Raw genomic sequence first — 15,816 nt, forward strand, 5'->3', positions numbered from 1 at the left:
CCATGCACGAAGTCGACATGACCAAGTGCCTGCTGCTCTCCCTGCAGGAGTGGAAGCGGGAGCACGAACCCCACACCCCTTGCGTCTCGGCTGTGCACCTCGAGGTGGGTGATTTCACCTGCGTCGAACCCGCCGCCCTGCGCTTCACCTTCGCCGCTGCCGTGCAGGGCACCTGGCTGGATGGCTCGAAACTCCAGATCGCCACCGTGCCCCTGCGCGCCCGCTGCCTGGGCTGCTCCGCCGTTTATGCCCCCGAGCCGGATCAGGCCTACCGCTCCCCCTGCTGCGATCGGCCAATGGAGGAGATCATCAGCGGCCGCGAGCTGCGCATCTGTTCTGTCGATTACAGCCTCTCGCCTCTGTCTGCCTCGCCTCAGTCTTCAGGTTCCACCTCCCTTTCCTCGCGCTGACCCCATGCACATGCCTCTCAGCGACACACTCGGCCTCAACTTGATGGCCGCCAACCAGCACCAGGCCGATCACAACCGTGAGCGCTTCGATGCCTGGCAGTTGCTCTGCCTCAACGTGATGAGCAGTCCCGGCGCCGGGAAAACCTCCCTGCTGGAGGCCACGATCACCGCTTTGGCCCCCCAGCTGGCGATGGCGGTGCTGGAAGGCGACATGACCACCCAGCTCGATGCCGAGCGCCTCGAAGCTGTCGGTGTGCCGGTGGTGCCGATCACCACCGGTCGCGCCTGCCATCTCGATGCGGCGATGGTGAGCGGCGGTCTGCGCCAGCTCCAGGCGCGGCTGTCCCCGGCCGATCTCGACCTGCTCTGGGTGGAGAACGTGGGCAACCTGGTTTGTCCGGCCGAATTTGAGGTGGGCGAGCACCTCAAGGTGGCGCTGCTCAGTGTCACCGAAGGCGACGACAAACCGCTCAAGTACCCGGTGATGTTCCGCGAGGCCGATTGCGTGCTGATCACCAAGGTGGATCTGCTCCCCTATCTGCCTGTGGAGGTGGAGCGCTTCGAAGAGCACATCCATGCCGTCAACCCTGCCGCCACGGTGTTCCAGCTCTCAGCCAGCAGTGGCGTTGGCCTCCAGGCCTGGTACCAGTGGCTGCTCGACACCAGCCGCGAGCACACCCAGGCGTTGACAGGCCAGACCATCACCGCTGGCCGTTCAGCCCATGAGCCGGTTGCTGTCTGATGGCAGCTCCTCTGAGCTGATTCGCTCTCCAGGCGATTTGTGATCGCCGCCCAACCCCCGCACCTTCCACTCACGCCATTCAGCCATGACCAACTCTTCAGCCAAGAAACGCAACCGCGCCCTCAGCCTGCTGCTGCTCGCCACCCTCAGCGGCGGTCTGCTTGCCAGTTGCCAGCAACCTCCCCAGGAGGGCAACGCTCCGGTGCGGATCGGCTACAGCGCCTGGCCCGGTTGGTTCCCCTGGAAGGTCAGTGAGGAGAAGGGCCTGTTCGAGCAGGCCGGCGTTCCGGTCACCCTGCAGTGGTTCGATGGCTACCTCGATTCGATCAACGCGCTCAACGCCGGCCAGCTCGACTGCAACAGCCAGACCCTGGGCGACACGATCAGTTCGGTTGCTGGTGGCGCCGACCTGCGGGTGGTGCTCACCAACGACAACTCAACCGGTAACGACCAGGTGATCGCCGCCGAGGGGATCAGCAGCGTGGCCGATCTCAAGGGCAAGTCGGTCGCGGCCGAGGAAGGCACGGTCGACCATTACCTGCTGCTGCTCGGTCTCAAGCAGGCCGGCCTCAGCGCCGATGACATCACCTTCGTTCCGCTCGAAACCGGTGCCGCCGCCGCCGCCTTTGTGGCTGCTCAGGTGGATGCGGTGGGCGTGTTTGCCCCCTTCACCACCCAGGCCCTCAAGCGCAGCGGCAGCACCACCTTGTTCTCTTCCGCGGATTTCCCCGGAGCGATCAGCGATCACCTGGTCTGCCGGACCGAATTCGTGGAGAAAAACCCCGAGCAACTGCAGAACGTGGTGAACGCCTGGTTCGCCACCCTCGCTGAGATCAAGGCCCAGCCTGAATCCAGCCTGGCGATCATGGCCGAACGGGCCGGTGTCACCGAGGCCGAATACAGCGAATACGACGCCGGCACCACGATCTTCAGCCTTGAAGACAATCGCCAGGCCTTCCAGCCCGGCGACACGATGCAGTCGCTGCCTTTCGCTGCCGCTCAGATCAGCGACTTCCTCCAAGAGGTGGGCTTGGCTGAGACCCCGCCCGATCTCACCAACCTGTTCGATTCTCGCTTCGTTGAGGCTGTCAAGTGAGCCTGCGCAGGCAGTTGGATCAGCCCTGGTTGCTCGGTCTGGTCGGCATTTTCAGCCTGCTGCTGCTCTGGCAGCTGGTGGCAGCTTCGCGGGTCGTCGATCCGCTCTTTCTGCCCAGCCCGGCGGAGGTGCTGGCTGCCGGAGCGGAGCAGGCTCAAGAGGGGATCTTGGTCAACGATGCCCTGGCGAGCATTGGCCGCGTGCTGGGGGGCTATGCCCTCTCGATCCTGGTCTCGTTGCCGCTCGGCATTGCGATGGGCAGCAACCGGCTGGTCTGCCAGCTGCTGGAGCCCCTGCTGGGTCTGATCCGCTACATGCCGGCACCGGCCTTCATCCCGCTGTTGATCATCTATTTCGGCCTGGGGGAGCTGCCGAAGGTGCTGCTGATCTTCATCGGCACCCTCTTCTTCAACACCTTGATGATCATGGATGCGGTCAAGTTCGTGCCCCGCGAACTGCTGGAGTCGGCCCTCACCATGGGTGGGCGGGGGTTGCAGATCATCACCAAGGTGGTGGCGCCTTTCATCGCTCCCCAGGTGCTTGATGCTTATCGGATCAACATGGCGGCCGCCTGGAATCTGGTGATCGTGGCTGAACTGGTGGCGGCTAACGAGGGGCTCGGCAAACGGATCAGCCTGGCCCAACGCTTCCTGCGCACCGATGAAATCTTTGTGGGGCTGATCGTGATTGGACTGATCGGCCTGCTGATCGATCTGGGCTTTCGCCTGCTGATGCGCCGAACCTGCCGCTGGGCGATCTGATGCATCTGTCTGTTAAAGGCGTCAGCAAATCGTTCGGCAAGGGCCGCGACAGCAAACTCGTGCTCGAGGACATCAATCTCGAGATCAACTCCGGCGAATTCGTGGCGCTCGTCGGCAGTTCAGGTTCTGGAAAATCAACCGTGATGCGCTTGATCGCTGGCCTGGAGCAACCCAGCAGCGGCACCATCCACATGGACGATCGCCCGGTGCGCGGACCCGGGCCGGATCGGGGCATGGTTTTCCAGAAGTACAGCCTCTATCCCTGGCTGAGTGCTGCCGACAACGTGGCCTTCGGGATGCGGCTGCAGGGGCGAAACAAGCGTGACGTCAAGGAACGCACCGCCTATTTCCTTGAAGTGGTGGGTCTGCAGGATTCAGCCAGCCGCTTTCCTCGCCAGCTCTCCGGCGGCATGCAGCAGCGGGTGGCGATTGCCCGGGCCCTGGCGGCTGATCCCAAGGTGATGCTGCTCGATGAGCCCTTCGGTGCTCTTGATCTACAGATCCGCGAGTCGATGCAGGAATTCCTCTACCAATTGTGGGAACGCTCTGGCCTCACGGCCTTGCTGATCACCCACGACCTGGAAGAAGCGTTGCTGATGGCCCAGAAGGTCCACATCATGGCGCCAGGACCGGGCCGGATCGTACGCACCGTGGCGGCCACCCTTGATCGCAGCAACCTCAGTGCGCTGCGGATGGAGCGGAGCTTCCTGGAGCTTCGCGAAGATCTGGCCGGTTGCCTGCGGGGTCTGGATCAGGAACCAGCAGTGCTGGCGGCAAGATCCTTGGCGTCAACGACCGGATCCAGCAGTTCCGGTTGAACACCGAGGTAAACGGCTTCGCGGAACAGGGCCTGAAGGATGTCGGCATCGCCGCTTTGGCGGGCTGTGCTGTAGCGCTGCCGCAGGGACTGAACCATGGCCTGATGGTGGGTCTGCGATTCGATCATGGATTTTCCGTATCAGATACAACAATTCTATCCAGCCACTTTTGGTTCAGCCGGCTGATTGAAGCCATTGGACTGAAGCCATTGGATCGAAGCTGTTGGATGAAAGCCGTCTCAGCGCGAGAGTGGAGCCGACTGGTCGACGGGCAGGGCCTGGGTGATCACCTCAAAGCCGGTCAGCTCGTGCTCGCCGAAGGAGCGCAAAAAAGGCACATCGGCCGCATCGCGGCCGCGGGCGATCAGCACCCGGCCGATCCGGGGCGTGTTGTAGCGGGCATCGAAGGTGTACCACCAACCATCGAGGTAGGCCTCGAACCAGGCCGAGAAATCAATCGGCTCCGGACTGGGGGTGACGCCGGTATAGCCGACATAGCCGGTGCAGTAGCGGGCCGGAATGTTCAGGCAACGGCAGAAGCAGATCGCCAGATGGGCGAAGTCGCGACAGACGCCGAGGCCTTCCTGGTGCGCGTCGAGGGCCGTTTTGGTGGAGCGGGCGTCGTCACCGCTGAACTGGATGTGGCTGTGAACGTGATCACAGATCGCCTGCACCAGCGGCCAGCCGGCGAGCGACCCACCGAACAGGCTCCAGGCGGTGTCGATCAACCGGTCGGTTTCGCAGTAGCGGCTTGCGTTGAGAAAGGGCAGCACATCGGGCGGCAACGACTCCACAGGCATCTGCCAGGCCGAGGGCACCACCGCATCGCTCTGGCCGCTGTCGGCTACCACGGTGCTGAGGCTGATGTGGCTCTCGCCGGCCGGGGCCACCAGGCGGCAGCAGCGGTTGCCCTGGCTATCGCAGAACTCCTCCACCGGCACCGCCGGCTCCACCAGGATTGGATCGGCTCCCAGCAGATCCTGCTGGCGGGAGCTGTGCGGCTGCAGCAGCAACAGCAGCGGTGTGGGCTGGGGACAGATCACCGTGAGCTCACAGCCGACATTGATTTTCATGGCTGGGTGAACTCCTTGCCTGAACGCGCTGGGCTCACTCTGCCGATGCCGGACGCGGCTCAGGCCGGATGTGCGGAAGTGAAGGCCCCAGGGTCGTTATGGCGCGGCTCACCGCCGAGAATTTCTGTGAGTTCCAGTCGCCAGGCAGCAGGAAAGGGCCAGTGTGCCAGGCCCTGGAGGATGCGGCTGGCGTAGTCGGCGCTGGGGCGCAGCCCCTCGGCACTCCATACCGCTGTGGGCACATAGGTGGAGGCCTCGAAGTACTCAGCCGCCGGGCTGTTCACCGTCGATGTCTTCACCGTCACGGTGTGGGGCCGGTAGTGGCCGATCGCCACGCCCTCGCAGGCATCGAGCCGGCGGCGATCGGCTGGGTTGAGATGGTGCACCACTCCCCAGCAGTTGCGGCCGGGTTCGGGCTGGATGCCGGCGGCGCCATCGGCTGGATCGGCGCCTGGGCCCTGCGCCAGCCGGATCTTGTGGATACTCCAGCGCCAACCCGCCAAGGTCGTCACCAGGCCACTGCCGTCCCAGCCAGCGCAGCGGGCAGAGAGCTGGTCGGGGCAGAGGTTCGACCCATAGCTGAAGATCGGCGTTGAGCCCCAGTCGGCGAAGGGCACCAGTGGGGCTGCGGCCACCAGTTCGGGGCGGCCCACATACACCCAGGCCCATGTTCCGTCACCCAGCTGGAGCCAGTGGCGGGTGTAGTCAAAGGGAACATTTTCGAGCTGGTCGAGTCCGGCCAGCACCGCAGCCGAGACCGCGAACAGTTCGCCGTGAATCAGGGGGGGCGGCCCCTGCCGATCGCCTGCAGCCGCTGGCTGTGCCATCACGGCCATCGGATAGGGCCCGAGGTCATGGAGCTGCGCGCCCAGCAGACGCCTCCGCCCGAGGAAGCGTGCTCCGCCCAGCCAGGAGTGGTTGCTCTGGCCCCGTTTGAGCGTGCCGTAAACGAACACCGAAGCCAGGCCGCTAGCCACGCCCTACGCCTGGCCGGCCGATGGATCGAGCGGCAGGCCCTTGAGGCCCAGCGCCAGACGCCGCGCCAGCAGCAGCAGCGGATAGAGACGACGACTGCGGCCGGGATCGCCAAACACCAGGCCTAGTAACTGCAGCACACCGGGGTTGGGCTTCATTTGCTGGCACAAGCGGCTCACGGCTTCCGAGCCATGCCAGCAGCGCTCTCCTTCGATCAGCACCGCCCCGGCGGCCAGGTCATAGCCCCGTTGTTTCAGCTGCTCACGAAGCTGGTGATCGGCGCGGCCATCCACGATCTCCAGGCCAGGCAATTCGCCCCGCAGGGCGCTGGTGGCCGCAAAGGAACGGCAGAACGGGCAACCGCCGTCATAGACGAGTTGCATGGGCTGGGCCATGGCGGGCATGGGTCAAGTTGAAATGGCTGAAATCAAGGTGGCGTTGGCCGTCGCCGTCCTCCTCAACGATATCCACGAAGCTCTCGCCGAAGCGCAGGCGTGATCCGCCATAGCTCCAGCGGGCCTACACCGGACTTCTCACCGTTTCATCCACCCCCTGGTGGCCTCCTCAGGGGCGCCTGAGCCCGGTGACCAGCCGCCGGTGCCAGTGCTCACGGCTGACACCGAGCAGGAGCAAGCCGACTCCCGCCAGGGTCGGGGCTGAGATCTGCTCGCCGAGCAGCAGGGCCGCACTCAGCACCGCCACCACGATCGTCAGGCTGCCCCAGAGCGAAACCGTGGCCACAGGCAGCTCGGCGTAGGCGCGGCGCAGGGCCAGCTCACTGCCCAGCGAGAGCGTCAGGCCGTAGAGACCGATCACGCCCACCACCCACCACAGCTGCAGCAGCACGAAGTGACCAGGCCCAAACAGCAGCAGGGCCAGAAGGCCGAAGATCAGGGCGCTCACGGTGGAGGCCAGGCCCACGGTGAGCGCCCCGGACCAACCTTTTGACGCGATCCTGCGGCCTGTCACCGCCGCGCCGGAAAAGGCCAGTACCCCCAGCAGGGCCCAGCTCACGCCGGCCAGGTTGTCCATTGCCGCGCCCATGCCGCCACCACCCACGGCGCCGCCGGCCAGGTTGGCCAGCAGCAAGCCCAGGCCAATCAGGCCGAAGCTCACGCCGAAGCCATCCGGGAGCGGCTCCGCCAGCAAGCGCTGGGCCAGCAGGGCGGACACCGGCAGCACCAGGGCGAAGATCAGGGTCTGGCTGATCACCGAGAGGGAACTCAGGGCGAAGTAATAGGCGACCGGCCCAAGAAACAACCCCAGGAAGGCATCTACAGCCAGCAGCCGGCGATCGCTCGGCCTGAGCCGGGCTAGGTCGAGGCCCAGCTGCCTGCGCCCAGGCAGCATCACCGCCAGGCCCACGATCATCTGGGCCAGAAAGAAAACATTGCAGAAGCTGATCGGATTCTCACCGTCAACCAGCCGTTGGGCACCCATCTCCTGCAAACCCTTCAGCACCGTTGCATTCAGGCCCTTGAGCAGCACATACAACCCAAGGGGAACAGCGCCGCGCCAGAGGAGAGGAGTCACAGGGGATCAAACGTGGGGAAGCTCGGCCTTGATCCTCGCCTGGCTGGGCCGTCAGGATCATTCATTCCGATCGATTCTGCTGCGATCCGATCGCAGTGGCCGCAGAGCTTGAAGGTGCGTTCATCTGGAAGTTTTCGATTTGGGGCTAGTCAGCCATCAGCTCGTGTTGCTACCTTATGCAGGAGCAATTCCATTCATTCCATGCTTACTGGATCTGACCTGCTGACCAAAGTCAAGGAGTTGGGTGATGTCGGCAAATCAGAGCTGGTCAGGGCTGCTGGTTATGTGAGCGTCAAGAAAGACGGAACCGAGCGCCTGAACTTCACGGCCTTCTACGAAGCGCTTCTTGAGGCCAAAGGCGTCAGCCTTGGCACCACTGGCGGAGCTGGTGTGGGCCAGGGTGGGCGCAAGCTCAGCTACGTCACCAAGGTGCAGTTCAACGGCAATCTGCTGATTGGCAAGGCCTACACCGCCTTGCTGGGCCTCCAGCCCGGCGATGAATTCGAGATCAAGTTGGGCAAAAAGCAGATTCGTCTGTTGCCTGCTGGTGCAAGTGAAGAGGCTGACGACTGAAGCCCTGCGCTCCTCCAGCCGCTCTGATCTGGGGTCATTGCACGTCTGATCCAGACCGTCCTCCACTGCCCAGCACGATCATGTTGGTCTGATGATCCAGCCATCCGGAGCGAAATCCAGCCGCAGCGGTAACCGCGCGCAGATCGCGGTAGAACCTCACCCCATCCGGGCTGATCAGGGCGGTGACATGCCGTTGGCTGGGATCAAAGCCCCGCAGCCACTGCTGGAACGCGTCGCGTCCCATCACCTGGCCCAGGCGGGGCTCCATTCGCAGTGAAGATCCCATCTCCTCCAAGACGAAATAGCGCTGCAGTTGCGAAAGGTCGCTGCTGTCGACTGGCCGTAACCCCTCTGCGGTCAACAGCACATAAAGCGGCTGGGTGAACGATTGCTGCAGCTGGGGCAGTTGCAGCCGAATCGGCTCTGGCTTGGCAACGCGAGGTGGTGCTGGTTCGGGTTTCGCAGTCTCTTCCTTGGCAGTTTCTTCCTTCGCGGTGGATTGGCCCGGGCCCCTGGCAGAGAGCGCAACCACCATGGCGGTGATCATCAGCACCCCGAGCACGTTCATGAACACGTCAATCAGGGAGTCCAGCGACAAATCAACTCCTGCCCGGTGCCGTGCCCGTCTGCTCACCATGGCCGCCTGCTCACCATGGCCGCCGTGCTGACTCCTCCACCGGCTCGTAACCGAGGCTGGAGCCCGAGCTGCGCAGGGCGATGACCAGGCTATCGAGGTCGTCAAAACAACTTCCTGCCACCGCCAGGTAGATGTTGGCCGTCTTGATCTCTTCGGCAATCGTTGTTGGGCTGACCAGGTCCAGATCCCAGCGATCGGTGATTTCGCCACTGACAGGATCGTGCCGCTCGACTTGTCCGGCTCGGCAGAGCAGGAAGCTGGTGGGGGTGCGCACCGGCGTGCCTCCGGCCGTGACCAACTCCACCAGGGCCACTGGTGTGGGCTCGACTGGCTCAGGTGTGGCGGGCTTTGGCTGGCTCTGGGCTTGCTGCGGCGATCCCGATCCCAGGGAGAGCGCCAGCACTGAAATCACGATCAGGATGATCACCATCACGGCGCTGAGGATGTCGAGGAAGCCGATCAACTCCACCGACTGGCGGCTACGCCGGCGGGTTCGTCGCATCGCCGCTGAGCCTGGGGAAAAAGCCGTCGTTGATGGAGGCCTCGATATCGCCGGCCAGCTGGTGCTCTCCCCGCTCGGCGATGCTCATCAGCACCATGCAGAGCACCGCCGTGACAATGCCGAGCAGGGTGGTGTCAAAGGCGGTGGAGAGGCCCCCGGTCACCGCCGTCAGGCTGGCCTTCACGGTTTCGAGATCATCGATATTGGCCAGCAGGCCTGTGAAGCCGCCGATCGAGGTGGAGATGCCCAGCACCGTGCCGAGAAAACCCAGCATCGGCAGCACCCAGATCATCGTGCGCGTCACCAGATAGCTGTCTTCGATCTCAGATTGGGTCAGGGCGATGTCGTCTTGGTGCAGCTCGCGGGTGACCTGCCTGGAGCGCGAATCCTGAAAACAACGCAGCAGACGACAGAGACGATTCGAGATCACCGTGCGGCGTTGGGACAACAGCACAAGCATGGTCTGGACATCGGAATCCAACGGCCTCAGATCAACAAGGCCGCGAGGCATCCAGTCTCTGCCGACGTGGCGACGTTCGCGGCGGCTGGCCAGCAGGCGACGGCCGCAATAATCCACCACCGTGAAGGCGATAGCCAAGCAGAGCGGCTGGGTGAGGCCCCGATCCAGCAGGAAGGATCCGAGCACACTGCCGCGATAGGGAAAGAGCAGCATCACAACCACCAGGGTGAGCGTGACGCCGATCACGATCGATAGCAGGGAGGAGGATTCGATCCAGCGCCGTGCCGGTAGTTCAAGCAGGCCGGGATAGGTCTCCCCCCGTTCAGCCGTGGCGGGGATGGTTGAAACAGCCATCAAAACAGCGTAGGTTCTCCGACCCGAAAGATGAACCCGTGCGTGGGGTCAGCCGTGATCCTGCTGGCAAACCGTTCGGCACCTTCAAGATCGGGGAAACGGGCCACTTCGGTCCGTCCGTCGGAGGTTGTCGACGCCTCCGAGCGGCAATGGCGGCGCACCGCCTCGAGTGTTTCAGGTCCGCCGATGACGGGCCACCACACGTCACCAGGGCGGGGCAGATCCGGCCCTGCTGGGAGTGTCTCGCAGCCACTCCAGCGCTCCGTGCTGCTGAACGTCGTGCTGCCTTGACTGTCCATCGGCCAGGGATCGGGGGGGGCTTCCGGCAGGCGGGACGGCGGACTGGCCGGGACCGCTGCCGCGGCTGATGATTCGAGCTGCTGCAGGGAGTTGCGGGCCTGGGCGAGGGCTTCCTCCAACTTTTCGATTTCTTCCTGCTGACTCTGATTGCGCTCCCGCAGGCCCACCACCTCAAGGCGGCCACGGCCTGCCTCAACGGCGAGCACAAAGCCTGCGGCGGCGACCAGGATCGTTGCGATCGCAAAGCCGATCCAGCCCTGCTGGCCTTGGCGAGCTGGCGCCGTGGCCGCTCGCCGTTCCCCGAAGCCCAGGGCGAGACTGCGCCTGCAGGCATCGGCCAGCGGGGTCAAGGCACTTGCTGTTACGCCGATCCGGCCAGCCACAGCTGCCGCGAGGGCCGCTCGCTCCGATCGCGGCGCAGCGAGCAGATCCATCCAGCCGGCTCGAATCAGCGGATCGACACGGTCAACCAGCTCAGCCTCGCTGCGGTCTTTGGCGGAGCGTTCCAACAATTGGATCAAGGCGACGGGTTCGAGTCCCGTCAGTCCTGGCCAGCCGTAGGTCTCCTTCAGCCCACGCAGCATCCAACCAAAAGCCTGAAGGCAGGCCTTCGGGGGCAGGGCCGAGTCGCTAAATCTAAACATCACGGTCCGATCAAAGCGCCCAGGCCTGCACCGACCCCCGGGTGGCGCGGATCAGGGCGTTGCCGAGCGCCGGTTGGCGGTTGCACAGCCCCACCGCTAGCCGGGCGATGGAGGGATGCAGGAACCCTTGGTGCAGGCAACGGCCCAGCTGCAGTCGCCGCAGGAACACCCGGTTCCAATCGCTGCGGTAGCGCCTGCGCAGCACGTTGGAGTCCAGGGAGTTGCTTAGAAAGGCCTTGGCGATCGGGGCGGCCAGGTCAGCGGAGCCGAGGGCCATGGCCATGCCGTCACCGCAGAGCGGCGCAATCATGCCGGCGGTATCGCCGATCATCCAGACATCCCGGTCGAAGTGACCCTTCAAGGCAAAGCTGATCCGGCTCAAGGATCGCGACGATCCACCGACGCGGTCCATCCCCTGCAGGCGGCTGGCCAGGAAATGATTGCGGCGGAGTACCGCCAGCGAGGACAGCTCCCCTCGGCTCGATCTGGCCGGTCCTGCCGCTGCCTGCATCAGGCCGGCGTGGCCGATCCAGCAGACGTTGATCAGGCCTGATTCAATCGCTGAGAGACCGCAATACCCCCCCGGGAAGGCGTGCAGCTCCACCGCCTTGACGTTGTGATGGCCTCGGTAGTGGGCCTTGCCGGCCACGAACGGACTGGGCTTGGCGGCAAAGGCACGCCCCAGTTGTCCGTCCAGCCGGGAGCGCTTGCCATAGGCTCCGAACACCAGCTTTGAGCGGTACTGACGATCGGCTGTGCTCACCACGAAGCCGTCGTCCAAGCTGCCCCTGACCGCGGTGACGGGCGTGCGATCAAGGCAGCGGGCTCCGGCTTCAGAGGCGCGGTCCCAGAGGATTTTATCGAGGGCGTAGCGGCTCAGCCCCAGCGCCGTGCCGGGCAGCTGGCCGTCGAATGACTCCCCCGTGCTGGTGCTGAGGCTGGCCTTCTGAATCGGCACCGCGCCGGCCGTGCGCACCGCGTCGAGGATGCCAAGGCGCCCGAAGATCTCGGTGACCTCAACAGAGAGGAATTCGCCGCAGAGTTTGTGCAGCGGGAAATGCTGTTGCTCCAGCAGCAGCACCGAGTGGCCCCGTTCAGCCAGCTGGATGGCCATGCTTGAACCAGCCAGGCCAGCCCCGATGATGATCGCGTCGTGGAGGGTCATAGGGGCGCCGGTTCAGCGGATGGTGCTCAGTAGCCAGCGAAAAGCCCAGCACCATTGAATCGAAACGTGCTCGAGCCCGGCTTCTGTGGCGATCGCTTGGAGTTCCCTGGCCTCGAAACCCCGCAGAACTGAGATGGGGCCGTCGTTCTGCATCATCTCCGAAGCCTGCAGCAGGCGCGTGAGCCCATAGATGCCGGCGTAGGCCAGGGGGTGGCGCTGCAGATCGTTGATCAGGATTCCGCGGCGCGCCAGCCGCCCCATGCTCTCCATCACCTGTACCGCCTTGGCATGGGCGAAGTGGTGCAGAAACATCGAAGCGATCACCACATCGAAGGACTGCTCGGGGTAAGGCAGCGCCAGGGCATCGGCCACGTCCACTCTGATGGAGGGCTGCAGATCGGGGGGCAGCCGCCTGGAGAGCGCCTGGCGGGCGTACTCCACGGTGACCGGATTGGCATCGACCGCAACGATCGCGAGGGTGCGTCCGGGCGCATGCCGAGCGACCCAACGCACGAGATATTCAGGAAAATCGGCGATCCCCGTGCCGAGATCGAGGATCCGCAGCGGTTGATCTGTTGCCTGCAACAGCAAGGGTCTGAGGATCTTCATCGGGGCGCTGTAGCCACCCAGGGTCTGATTGACGACGCGAAGTTGATCGAGCGCACTGGTGAGCCGCTGATCGGTGATCGAAAAATCATCCATCAGCTCGTCCTGGTCGGTGCGGACCTTGAACGAGGGGAACAGGGGCGGCGGGGAGGTCATCGGCTTTCGGAGTCATAGTGTTGAAACAGGGCAGCTTCGATCGAGAGGCCAGGCCCGAACCCCAGGGCAACCCCCTGGTGAGGCACAGCCGCAGGGTTTTGGGGCGGCAACGCCATCCAATGTTTCAAGATGAACAGGATCGTCGGTGAGCTCATGTTGCCGAAATCGCGCAGCACCCCGTAGGAGGCTGCGAGGGCTTGCGTCGGCAGGGCTTGGCCTTGTTGCACCAGATCGAGGATCTGGCGGCCGCCGGGATGGACAGCCCAGAGGTCGATGCCAGAAGCATCGAGCCCATGGCGCTGCAACCATGGCTTAAGAAAACCGGGAAGGGCGTGCTGGATGCGCTGGGGAACGCTGGCCGCCAACTTCATCAGGAAGCCTGTGTCGCCGATCTCCCAGGTCATCGCCTCAAGCGAGTGCTCGGCGATCGTGCAGGCGCTGTCCCGATAGGTCAGCTGACCCCGTTTGGGATCCCGGCAAGAGAGAACGGCAGCGGCCGCCCCATCCCCGAAGAGTGCGTTGACGATCACGTTCTCCACATTGTCGGGACGCTGCATATGCAGGGTGCAGAGCTCCACGCAGACCATCAGCACCCGGGTGCTTGCCGGGGAGGCGCGGCAGATCGCATCGGCCAGCTTCAGGCCGTTGAAGGCCGCATTGCAGCCCATGAAACCGATCAGGCTGCGCTCTGCGCTGGGCGGAATCCCCAGCCGTTGTATCAGCTGGATATCGAGGCCTGGAGCGAAGAATCCGGTGCAACTCACCACAATCAGGTGCGTGATCTGCTCGGCGCTGCAGCCCGCCTGCGCCAGTGCGTCACGGGCCACCGTTTCGGCCAGAGGCAGCGCCAGGCGGCTGTACAGACCGTTGCGCTTCGCGGTGCTCGGTAGGGGCGAGAGCTGCCAGTTGTTTGGAAAAAAGTTGAAATGATCCGCCTCCTCCTGGCCAAAATCCTCCAGGCAGCTGTAGCGGTGCTCGATGCCCGATCGCCGAAAGGTGGAGGCGATGCGTTCCTCAAGTCCTGCGGGCAATCCTTCGATGCGGGCCATGAAGGCGGCAAGCTCCTGCTGCGACCTCCTGTACGGCGGGTTGCCGGTCGCGATCGCTTCGAGAACAGTGGGCTTCAAGCTGACACGGAAATCGATCTGGCATTGCGGGACATCATTCTGACCGCAGTGAGCGATTCCCTCGGCCAAGCCAGAACCCTGTCCCAAGCAAACCGGGCTGCGTCAGTCGCCTGATCCGGCTTGGTCAGGGTCTCAGCAAAGAGATGACTGACTTGTGAATGCTTGTCAATACTCCTACTTAGAACGTTACGTTAAGTGCGTCGGCTCCAGGTCCGCCTGTTGTCGAGCCTTTCCATTCCTGCCTGTCTTCGTTGTAGAGCTTCCCCATGACGCTTGAACACCTCGCTGGTCCCGTTGAGCAAGGAGCCTTTGTCCGTTTGGCCAGCAAGGGCGACACCATCTACCAAGTTCTGAGCCTCGATGCTGATGCCGATCGTTGCTGGCTGCGCCGCTGGCCGCTCTCCCGGCAAGGATCACCTCCGTTCTCCGTTCCCCTCCATCAACTCAGGATTGCGGAGCTGATGCCGGCCTGACAACCCGGCAACCATCGCACCCATAAGTTTTCATTGCTCTGGTACGGATAACCTGCTGGCGGTTGCCGTCAAAACTTCGTATCATTTCGAAGTAATCCCTGAGGCCCATGACTGAAACCCTCCCCCTCAGCCGTCAGTTCGCCGTCGAGGCCCAAGGCCGGGCGATCGACGCCTGCACGGACATTGAAGATCTGCGCAGGATCTCGAAGTCTTTGTTGGAGCTCTGGCAGATGCAGGCCAGCTTCAGTGAGGCCTATGGCGCCGAGTTGCTCAGCCTTCACAAGCCTTGACTTGATTGTCCCTGTCATCATCGACAGACCAAGGGCCAGGGCAAGGCGTGAACGGCACACACCAGTCGCATCAAAACTCTGCCGACGATGACGACTTGCCGGCGCCCAGGGGCCTGCCCCTGGGTTTCAGAATCCTGGCGGGTGTTGGTGCCGCTGCCTTCGTGATGATTGGCGTCAACATCTTGGTCGTAGGACTGGGCTTGCTGAAGGAACCCCCAGCCAAGCGTCCGCTGCCACCTCCCACAGCCCGTCGTGATGATCTGGTCCTTTTTTCTTCGACGCAGCGGCTGATAGCTGCTTTGGAGCCGAAAATCCAACGCGGCACTCCGGTTCGTTCCGTCCACTTTGAGCAAACCCATCCAGCCGTTTCATCGCTTTGACCTCTGCTGCTGTCATCGGCTGAGTCTCCCCTGTGACCATGCGATCCGACGCTGCGTCACCTTGTTCTTAAATCCTCCGTGGCCATGGCCTTGACTGCGGGTCGATGTACTGTTTGCTTTTCAAACAACGCTATCGCTATAGTTCGTAACCCTGAAAACGCGTTGACGAACCATCATGTTTGTTGATTCCGCGCTAGGGTTTTTTCCTATGGAAGCTCTCGCGGACTACTTCAAGGTTTTTTCTGAACCGAATCGCCTGGCTGTGCTTGAAGCCCTGCGGTCTGGGCCTCTCAATGTCACCGCTGTGGTGGAGGCAACGGGTCTCAGCCAAGCGTTGGTTTCGAAGCACCTCAAGTTGCTCAACATTGCCGGGGTGGTTGCCCGCCGTCCGGCTGGCAGCCTTGTTTACTACGAGGTGATGGACAAAAAGGTCTTCAAATTCATGGGTCAAGCCGAGAAGTTATTGACAGCCACGCGCCGCCAACAGCTTGAGGTTTTGGCCTCGATTGTTTGATATCAAGCGCTCTGTGCCAGAAACCGTGCGAATGGCCTCAACCAAGACCAACCGCGACGAGCCAACAGCAGCTGAGGGTCTTGAAAGACTCCAGCCCCACCCAGGTCTGGTGGCTCAAATCAGGCAGTTCAACTGAGGCATTCGAGAGATCAAAAAAGCTGATCAGTCGCGCCCGCAGCGGCACTGCCCACCTTTCCAGTTCGAGCATTTCTTCTGCTTGCACCCTT

22 protein-coding genes are annotated in these 15,816 nt (G+C 63.3%); 10 read left to right on the forward strand and 12 right to left on the reverse strand.

Features of this window, described 5'->3' with window-relative positions; genetic code table 11:
• Positions 1-2 precede the first annotated feature (2 nt).
• The 5 genes from BM449_RS12525 (at position 3) to BM449_RS12545 (ending at position 3,827) form a co-directional block, all read left to right on the forward strand.
• Positions 3-410 (forward strand): hydrogenase maturation nickel metallochaperone HypA, encoded by a 408-nt coding sequence (locus tag BM449_RS12525; RefSeq protein ID WP_071801496.1) that lies wholly within the window; start codon positions 3-5, stop codon positions 408-410.
• 4 nt (positions 411-414) lie between these two features.
• The gene (gene hypB, locus BM449_RS12530; protein ID WP_083544555.1) at positions 415-1,152 is read left to right on the forward strand and encodes a hydrogenase nickel incorporation protein HypB; all 738 of its coding nucleotides are present in this window, start codon (positions 415-417) and stop codon (positions 1,150-1,152) included.
• Positions 1,153-1,237: 85 nt separating this feature from the next.
• Positions 1,238-2,248, forward strand: a complete 1,011-nt coding sequence (locus BM449_RS12535) for an ABC transporter substrate-binding protein (protein WP_071801498.1) — start codon at positions 1,238-1,240, stop codon at positions 2,246-2,248.
• Positions 2,245-3,009 carry an ABC transporter permease gene (locus BM449_RS12540; RefSeq protein WP_071801499.1) on the forward strand — a complete coding sequence of 255 codons (765 nt, stop codon included), beginning with the start codon at positions 2,245-2,247 and terminating at the stop codon, positions 3,007-3,009. Before BM449_RS12535 ends, BM449_RS12540 begins: the two co-directional genes overlap by 4 nt.
• Positions 3,009-3,827, forward strand: coding sequence for an ABC transporter ATP-binding protein (locus BM449_RS12545; protein WP_071801500.1), 819 nt, complete (start codon positions 3,009-3,011; stop codon positions 3,825-3,827). Before BM449_RS12540 ends, BM449_RS12545 begins: the two co-directional genes overlap by 1 nt.
• Here the strand turns inward: BM449_RS12545 and BM449_RS12550 are convergent.
• The 5 genes from BM449_RS12550 to BM449_RS12570 all read right to left on the reverse strand — a co-directional run bounded on the left by BM449_RS12550 (position 3,761) and on the right by BM449_RS12570 (position 7,408).
• The gene (locus BM449_RS12550) at positions 3,761-3,955 is read right to left on the reverse strand and encodes a hypothetical protein (RefSeq protein ID WP_071801501.1); all 195 of its coding nucleotides are present in this window, start codon (positions 3,953-3,955) and stop codon (positions 3,761-3,763) included. The two genes, BM449_RS12545 and BM449_RS12550, sit on opposite strands and share 67 nt — an antisense overlap.
• A 111-nt stretch (positions 3,956-4,066) precedes the next feature.
• Positions 4,067-4,900: a transglutaminase family protein gene (locus BM449_RS12555; RefSeq protein WP_071801502.1), complete on the reverse strand. Its 834-nt coding sequence runs from the start codon at positions 4,898-4,900 to the stop codon at positions 4,067-4,069.
• Positions 4,901-4,959: 59 nt separating this feature from the next.
• Entirely contained in the window at positions 4,960-5,877 is a 918-nt protein-coding gene (locus BM449_RS12560; RefSeq protein ID WP_071801503.1) for a gamma-glutamylcyclotransferase, read from the reverse strand.
• A 3-nt stretch (positions 5,878-5,880) separates the two neighbouring features.
• Positions 5,881-6,270: a DCC1-like thiol-disulfide oxidoreductase family protein gene (locus BM449_RS12565; RefSeq protein WP_311134013.1), complete on the reverse strand. Its 390-nt coding sequence runs from the start codon at positions 6,268-6,270 to the stop codon at positions 5,881-5,883.
• Between the two features lie 169 nt (positions 6,271-6,439).
• Complete coding sequence (locus tag BM449_RS12570; RefSeq protein ID WP_145536751.1) at positions 6,440-7,408, reverse strand: EamA family transporter; 969 nt, start codon at positions 7,406-7,408, stop codon at positions 6,440-6,442.
• Positions 7,409-7,609: 201 nt separating this feature from the next.
• Here BM449_RS12570 and BM449_RS12575 point away from each other — a divergent pair, with 201 nt between their 5' ends.
• Positions 7,610-7,981, forward strand: a complete 372-nt coding sequence (locus BM449_RS12575; RefSeq protein ID WP_071801506.1) for an AbrB family transcriptional regulator — start codon at positions 7,610-7,612, stop codon at positions 7,979-7,981.
• Positions 7,982-8,015: 34 nt separating this feature from the next.
• On the opposite strand, the gene BM449_RS12580 is transcribed toward BM449_RS12575, so the two are convergent.
• The 7 genes from BM449_RS12580 to BM449_RS12610 form a co-directional block, all read right to left on the reverse strand.
• Positions 8,016-8,618: a hypothetical protein gene (locus BM449_RS12580; protein ID WP_145536756.1), complete on the reverse strand. Its 603-nt coding sequence runs from the start codon at positions 8,616-8,618 to the stop codon at positions 8,016-8,018.
• 10 nt (positions 8,619-8,628) lie between these two features.
• Complete coding sequence (locus BM449_RS12585; protein ID WP_071801508.1) at positions 8,629-9,120, reverse strand: hypothetical protein; 492 nt, start codon at positions 9,118-9,120, stop codon at positions 8,629-8,631.
• A complete protein-coding gene (locus tag BM449_RS12590; protein WP_071801509.1) occupies positions 9,098-9,934 on the reverse strand; it encodes a MotA/TolQ/ExbB proton channel family protein in 837 nt (278 codons plus the stop codon). The genes BM449_RS12585 and BM449_RS12590 overlap by 23 nt, the downstream gene beginning before the upstream one ends.
• Complete coding sequence (locus BM449_RS12595; RefSeq protein ID WP_071801510.1) at positions 9,934-10,818, reverse strand: hypothetical protein; 885 nt, start codon at positions 10,816-10,818, stop codon at positions 9,934-9,936. Before BM449_RS12595 ends, BM449_RS12590 begins: the two co-directional genes overlap by 1 nt.
• Before the next feature lie 70 nt (positions 10,819-10,888).
• Positions 10,889-12,043: an NAD(P)/FAD-dependent oxidoreductase gene (locus BM449_RS12600; protein ID WP_071801511.1), complete on the reverse strand. Its 1,155-nt coding sequence runs from the start codon at positions 12,041-12,043 to the stop codon at positions 10,889-10,891.
• Between the two features lie 12 nt (positions 12,044-12,055).
• Entirely contained in the window at positions 12,056-12,805 is a 750-nt protein-coding gene (locus tag BM449_RS12605; RefSeq protein WP_071801512.1) for a methyltransferase domain-containing protein, read from the reverse strand.
• On the reverse strand, positions 12,802-13,932 hold the full coding sequence (locus BM449_RS12610; protein WP_233830749.1) for a type III polyketide synthase: 1,131 nt from the start codon (positions 13,930-13,932) through the stop codon (positions 12,802-12,804). The genes BM449_RS12605 and BM449_RS12610 overlap by 4 nt, the downstream gene beginning before the upstream one ends.
• A gap of 266 nt (positions 13,933-14,198) precedes the next feature.
• On the opposite strand from BM449_RS12610, the gene BM449_RS12615 reads away from it, so the two are divergent.
• The 4 genes from BM449_RS12615 (at position 14,199) to BM449_RS12630 (ending at position 15,589) form a co-directional block, all read left to right on the forward strand.
• Complete coding sequence (locus BM449_RS12615; protein WP_071801513.1) at positions 14,199-14,405, forward strand: hypothetical protein; 207 nt, start codon at positions 14,199-14,201, stop codon at positions 14,403-14,405.
• 107 nt (positions 14,406-14,512) lie between these two features.
• On the forward strand, positions 14,513-14,695 hold the full coding sequence (locus BM449_RS12620; protein ID WP_071801514.1) for a hypothetical protein: 183 nt from the start codon (positions 14,513-14,515) through the stop codon (positions 14,693-14,695).
• A 47-nt stretch (positions 14,696-14,742) separates the two neighbouring features.
• The gene (locus BM449_RS15095) at positions 14,743-15,075 is read left to right on the forward strand and encodes a hypothetical protein (RefSeq protein ID WP_162922883.1); all 333 of its coding nucleotides are present in this window, start codon (positions 14,743-14,745) and stop codon (positions 15,073-15,075) included.
• 208 nt (positions 15,076-15,283) lie between these two features.
• Positions 15,284-15,589: a metalloregulator ArsR/SmtB family transcription factor gene (locus BM449_RS12630; RefSeq protein ID WP_071801516.1), complete on the forward strand. Its 306-nt coding sequence runs from the start codon at positions 15,284-15,286 to the stop codon at positions 15,587-15,589.
• The last annotated feature ends 227 nt before the right edge of the window (positions 15,590-15,816 follow it).

This window comes from Synechococcus sp. SynAce01 (assembly GCF_001885215.1).
GTDB lineage: Bacteria > Cyanobacteriota > Cyanobacteriia > PCC-6307 > Cyanobiaceae > Regnicoccus > Regnicoccus frigidus.

Bases quoted from the DNA above. Each gene is read 5' to 3' on its own strand.
- BM449_RS12525 (WP_071801496.1), top strand. From the start codon at position 3: ATGCACGAAGTCGACATGACCAAGTGCCTGCTGCTCTCCCTGCAGGAG.
- hypB (WP_083544555.1), top strand. From the start codon at position 415: ATGCACATGCCTCTCAGCGACACACTCGGCCTCAACTTGATGGCCGCC.
- BM449_RS12535 (WP_071801498.1), top strand. From the start codon at position 1,238: ATGACCAACTCTTCAGCCAAGAAACGCAACCGCGCCCTCAGCCTGCTG.
- BM449_RS12545 (WP_071801500.1), top strand. From the start codon at position 3,009: ATGCATCTGTCTGTTAAAGGCGTCAGCAAATCGTTCGGCAAGGGCCGC.
- BM449_RS12550 (WP_071801501.1), bottom strand. From the start codon at position 3,955: ATGATCGAATCGCAGACCCACCATCAGGCCATGGTTCAGTCCCTGCGG.
- BM449_RS12555 (WP_071801502.1), bottom strand. From the start codon at position 4,900: ATGAAAATCAATGTCGGCTGTGAGCTCACGGTGATCTGTCCCCAGCCC.
- BM449_RS12565 (WP_311134013.1), bottom strand. From the start codon at position 6,270: ATGGCCCAGCCCATGCAACTCGTCTATGACGGCGGTTGCCCGTTCTGC.
- BM449_RS12575 (WP_071801506.1), top strand. From the start codon at position 7,610: ATGCTTACTGGATCTGACCTGCTGACCAAAGTCAAGGAGTTGGGTGAT.
- BM449_RS12580 (WP_145536756.1), bottom strand. From the start codon at position 8,618: ATGGTGAGCAGACGGGCACGGCACCGGGCAGGAGTTGATTTGTCGCTG.
- BM449_RS12585 (WP_071801508.1), bottom strand. From the start codon at position 9,120: ATGCGACGAACCCGCCGGCGTAGCCGCCAGTCGGTGGAGTTGATCGGC.
- BM449_RS12590 (WP_071801509.1), bottom strand. From the start codon at position 9,934: ATGGCTGTTTCAACCATCCCCGCCACGGCTGAACGGGGGGAGACCTAT.
- BM449_RS12595 (WP_071801510.1), bottom strand. From the start codon at position 10,818: ATGCTGCGTGGGCTGAAGGAGACCTACGGCTGGCCAGGACTGACGGGA.
- BM449_RS12600 (WP_071801511.1), bottom strand. From the start codon at position 12,043: ATGACCCTCCACGACGCGATCATCATCGGGGCTGGCCTGGCTGGTTCA.
- BM449_RS12605 (WP_071801512.1), bottom strand. From the start codon at position 12,805: ATGACCTCCCCGCCGCCCCTGTTCCCCTCGTTCAAGGTCCGCACCGAC.
- BM449_RS12615 (WP_071801513.1), top strand. From the start codon at position 14,199: ATGACGCTTGAACACCTCGCTGGTCCCGTTGAGCAAGGAGCCTTTGTC.
- BM449_RS12620 (WP_071801514.1), top strand. From the start codon at position 14,513: ATGACTGAAACCCTCCCCCTCAGCCGTCAGTTCGCCGTCGAGGCCCAA.
- BM449_RS12630 (WP_071801516.1), top strand. From the start codon at position 15,284: ATGGAAGCTCTCGCGGACTACTTCAAGGTTTTTTCTGAACCGAATCGC.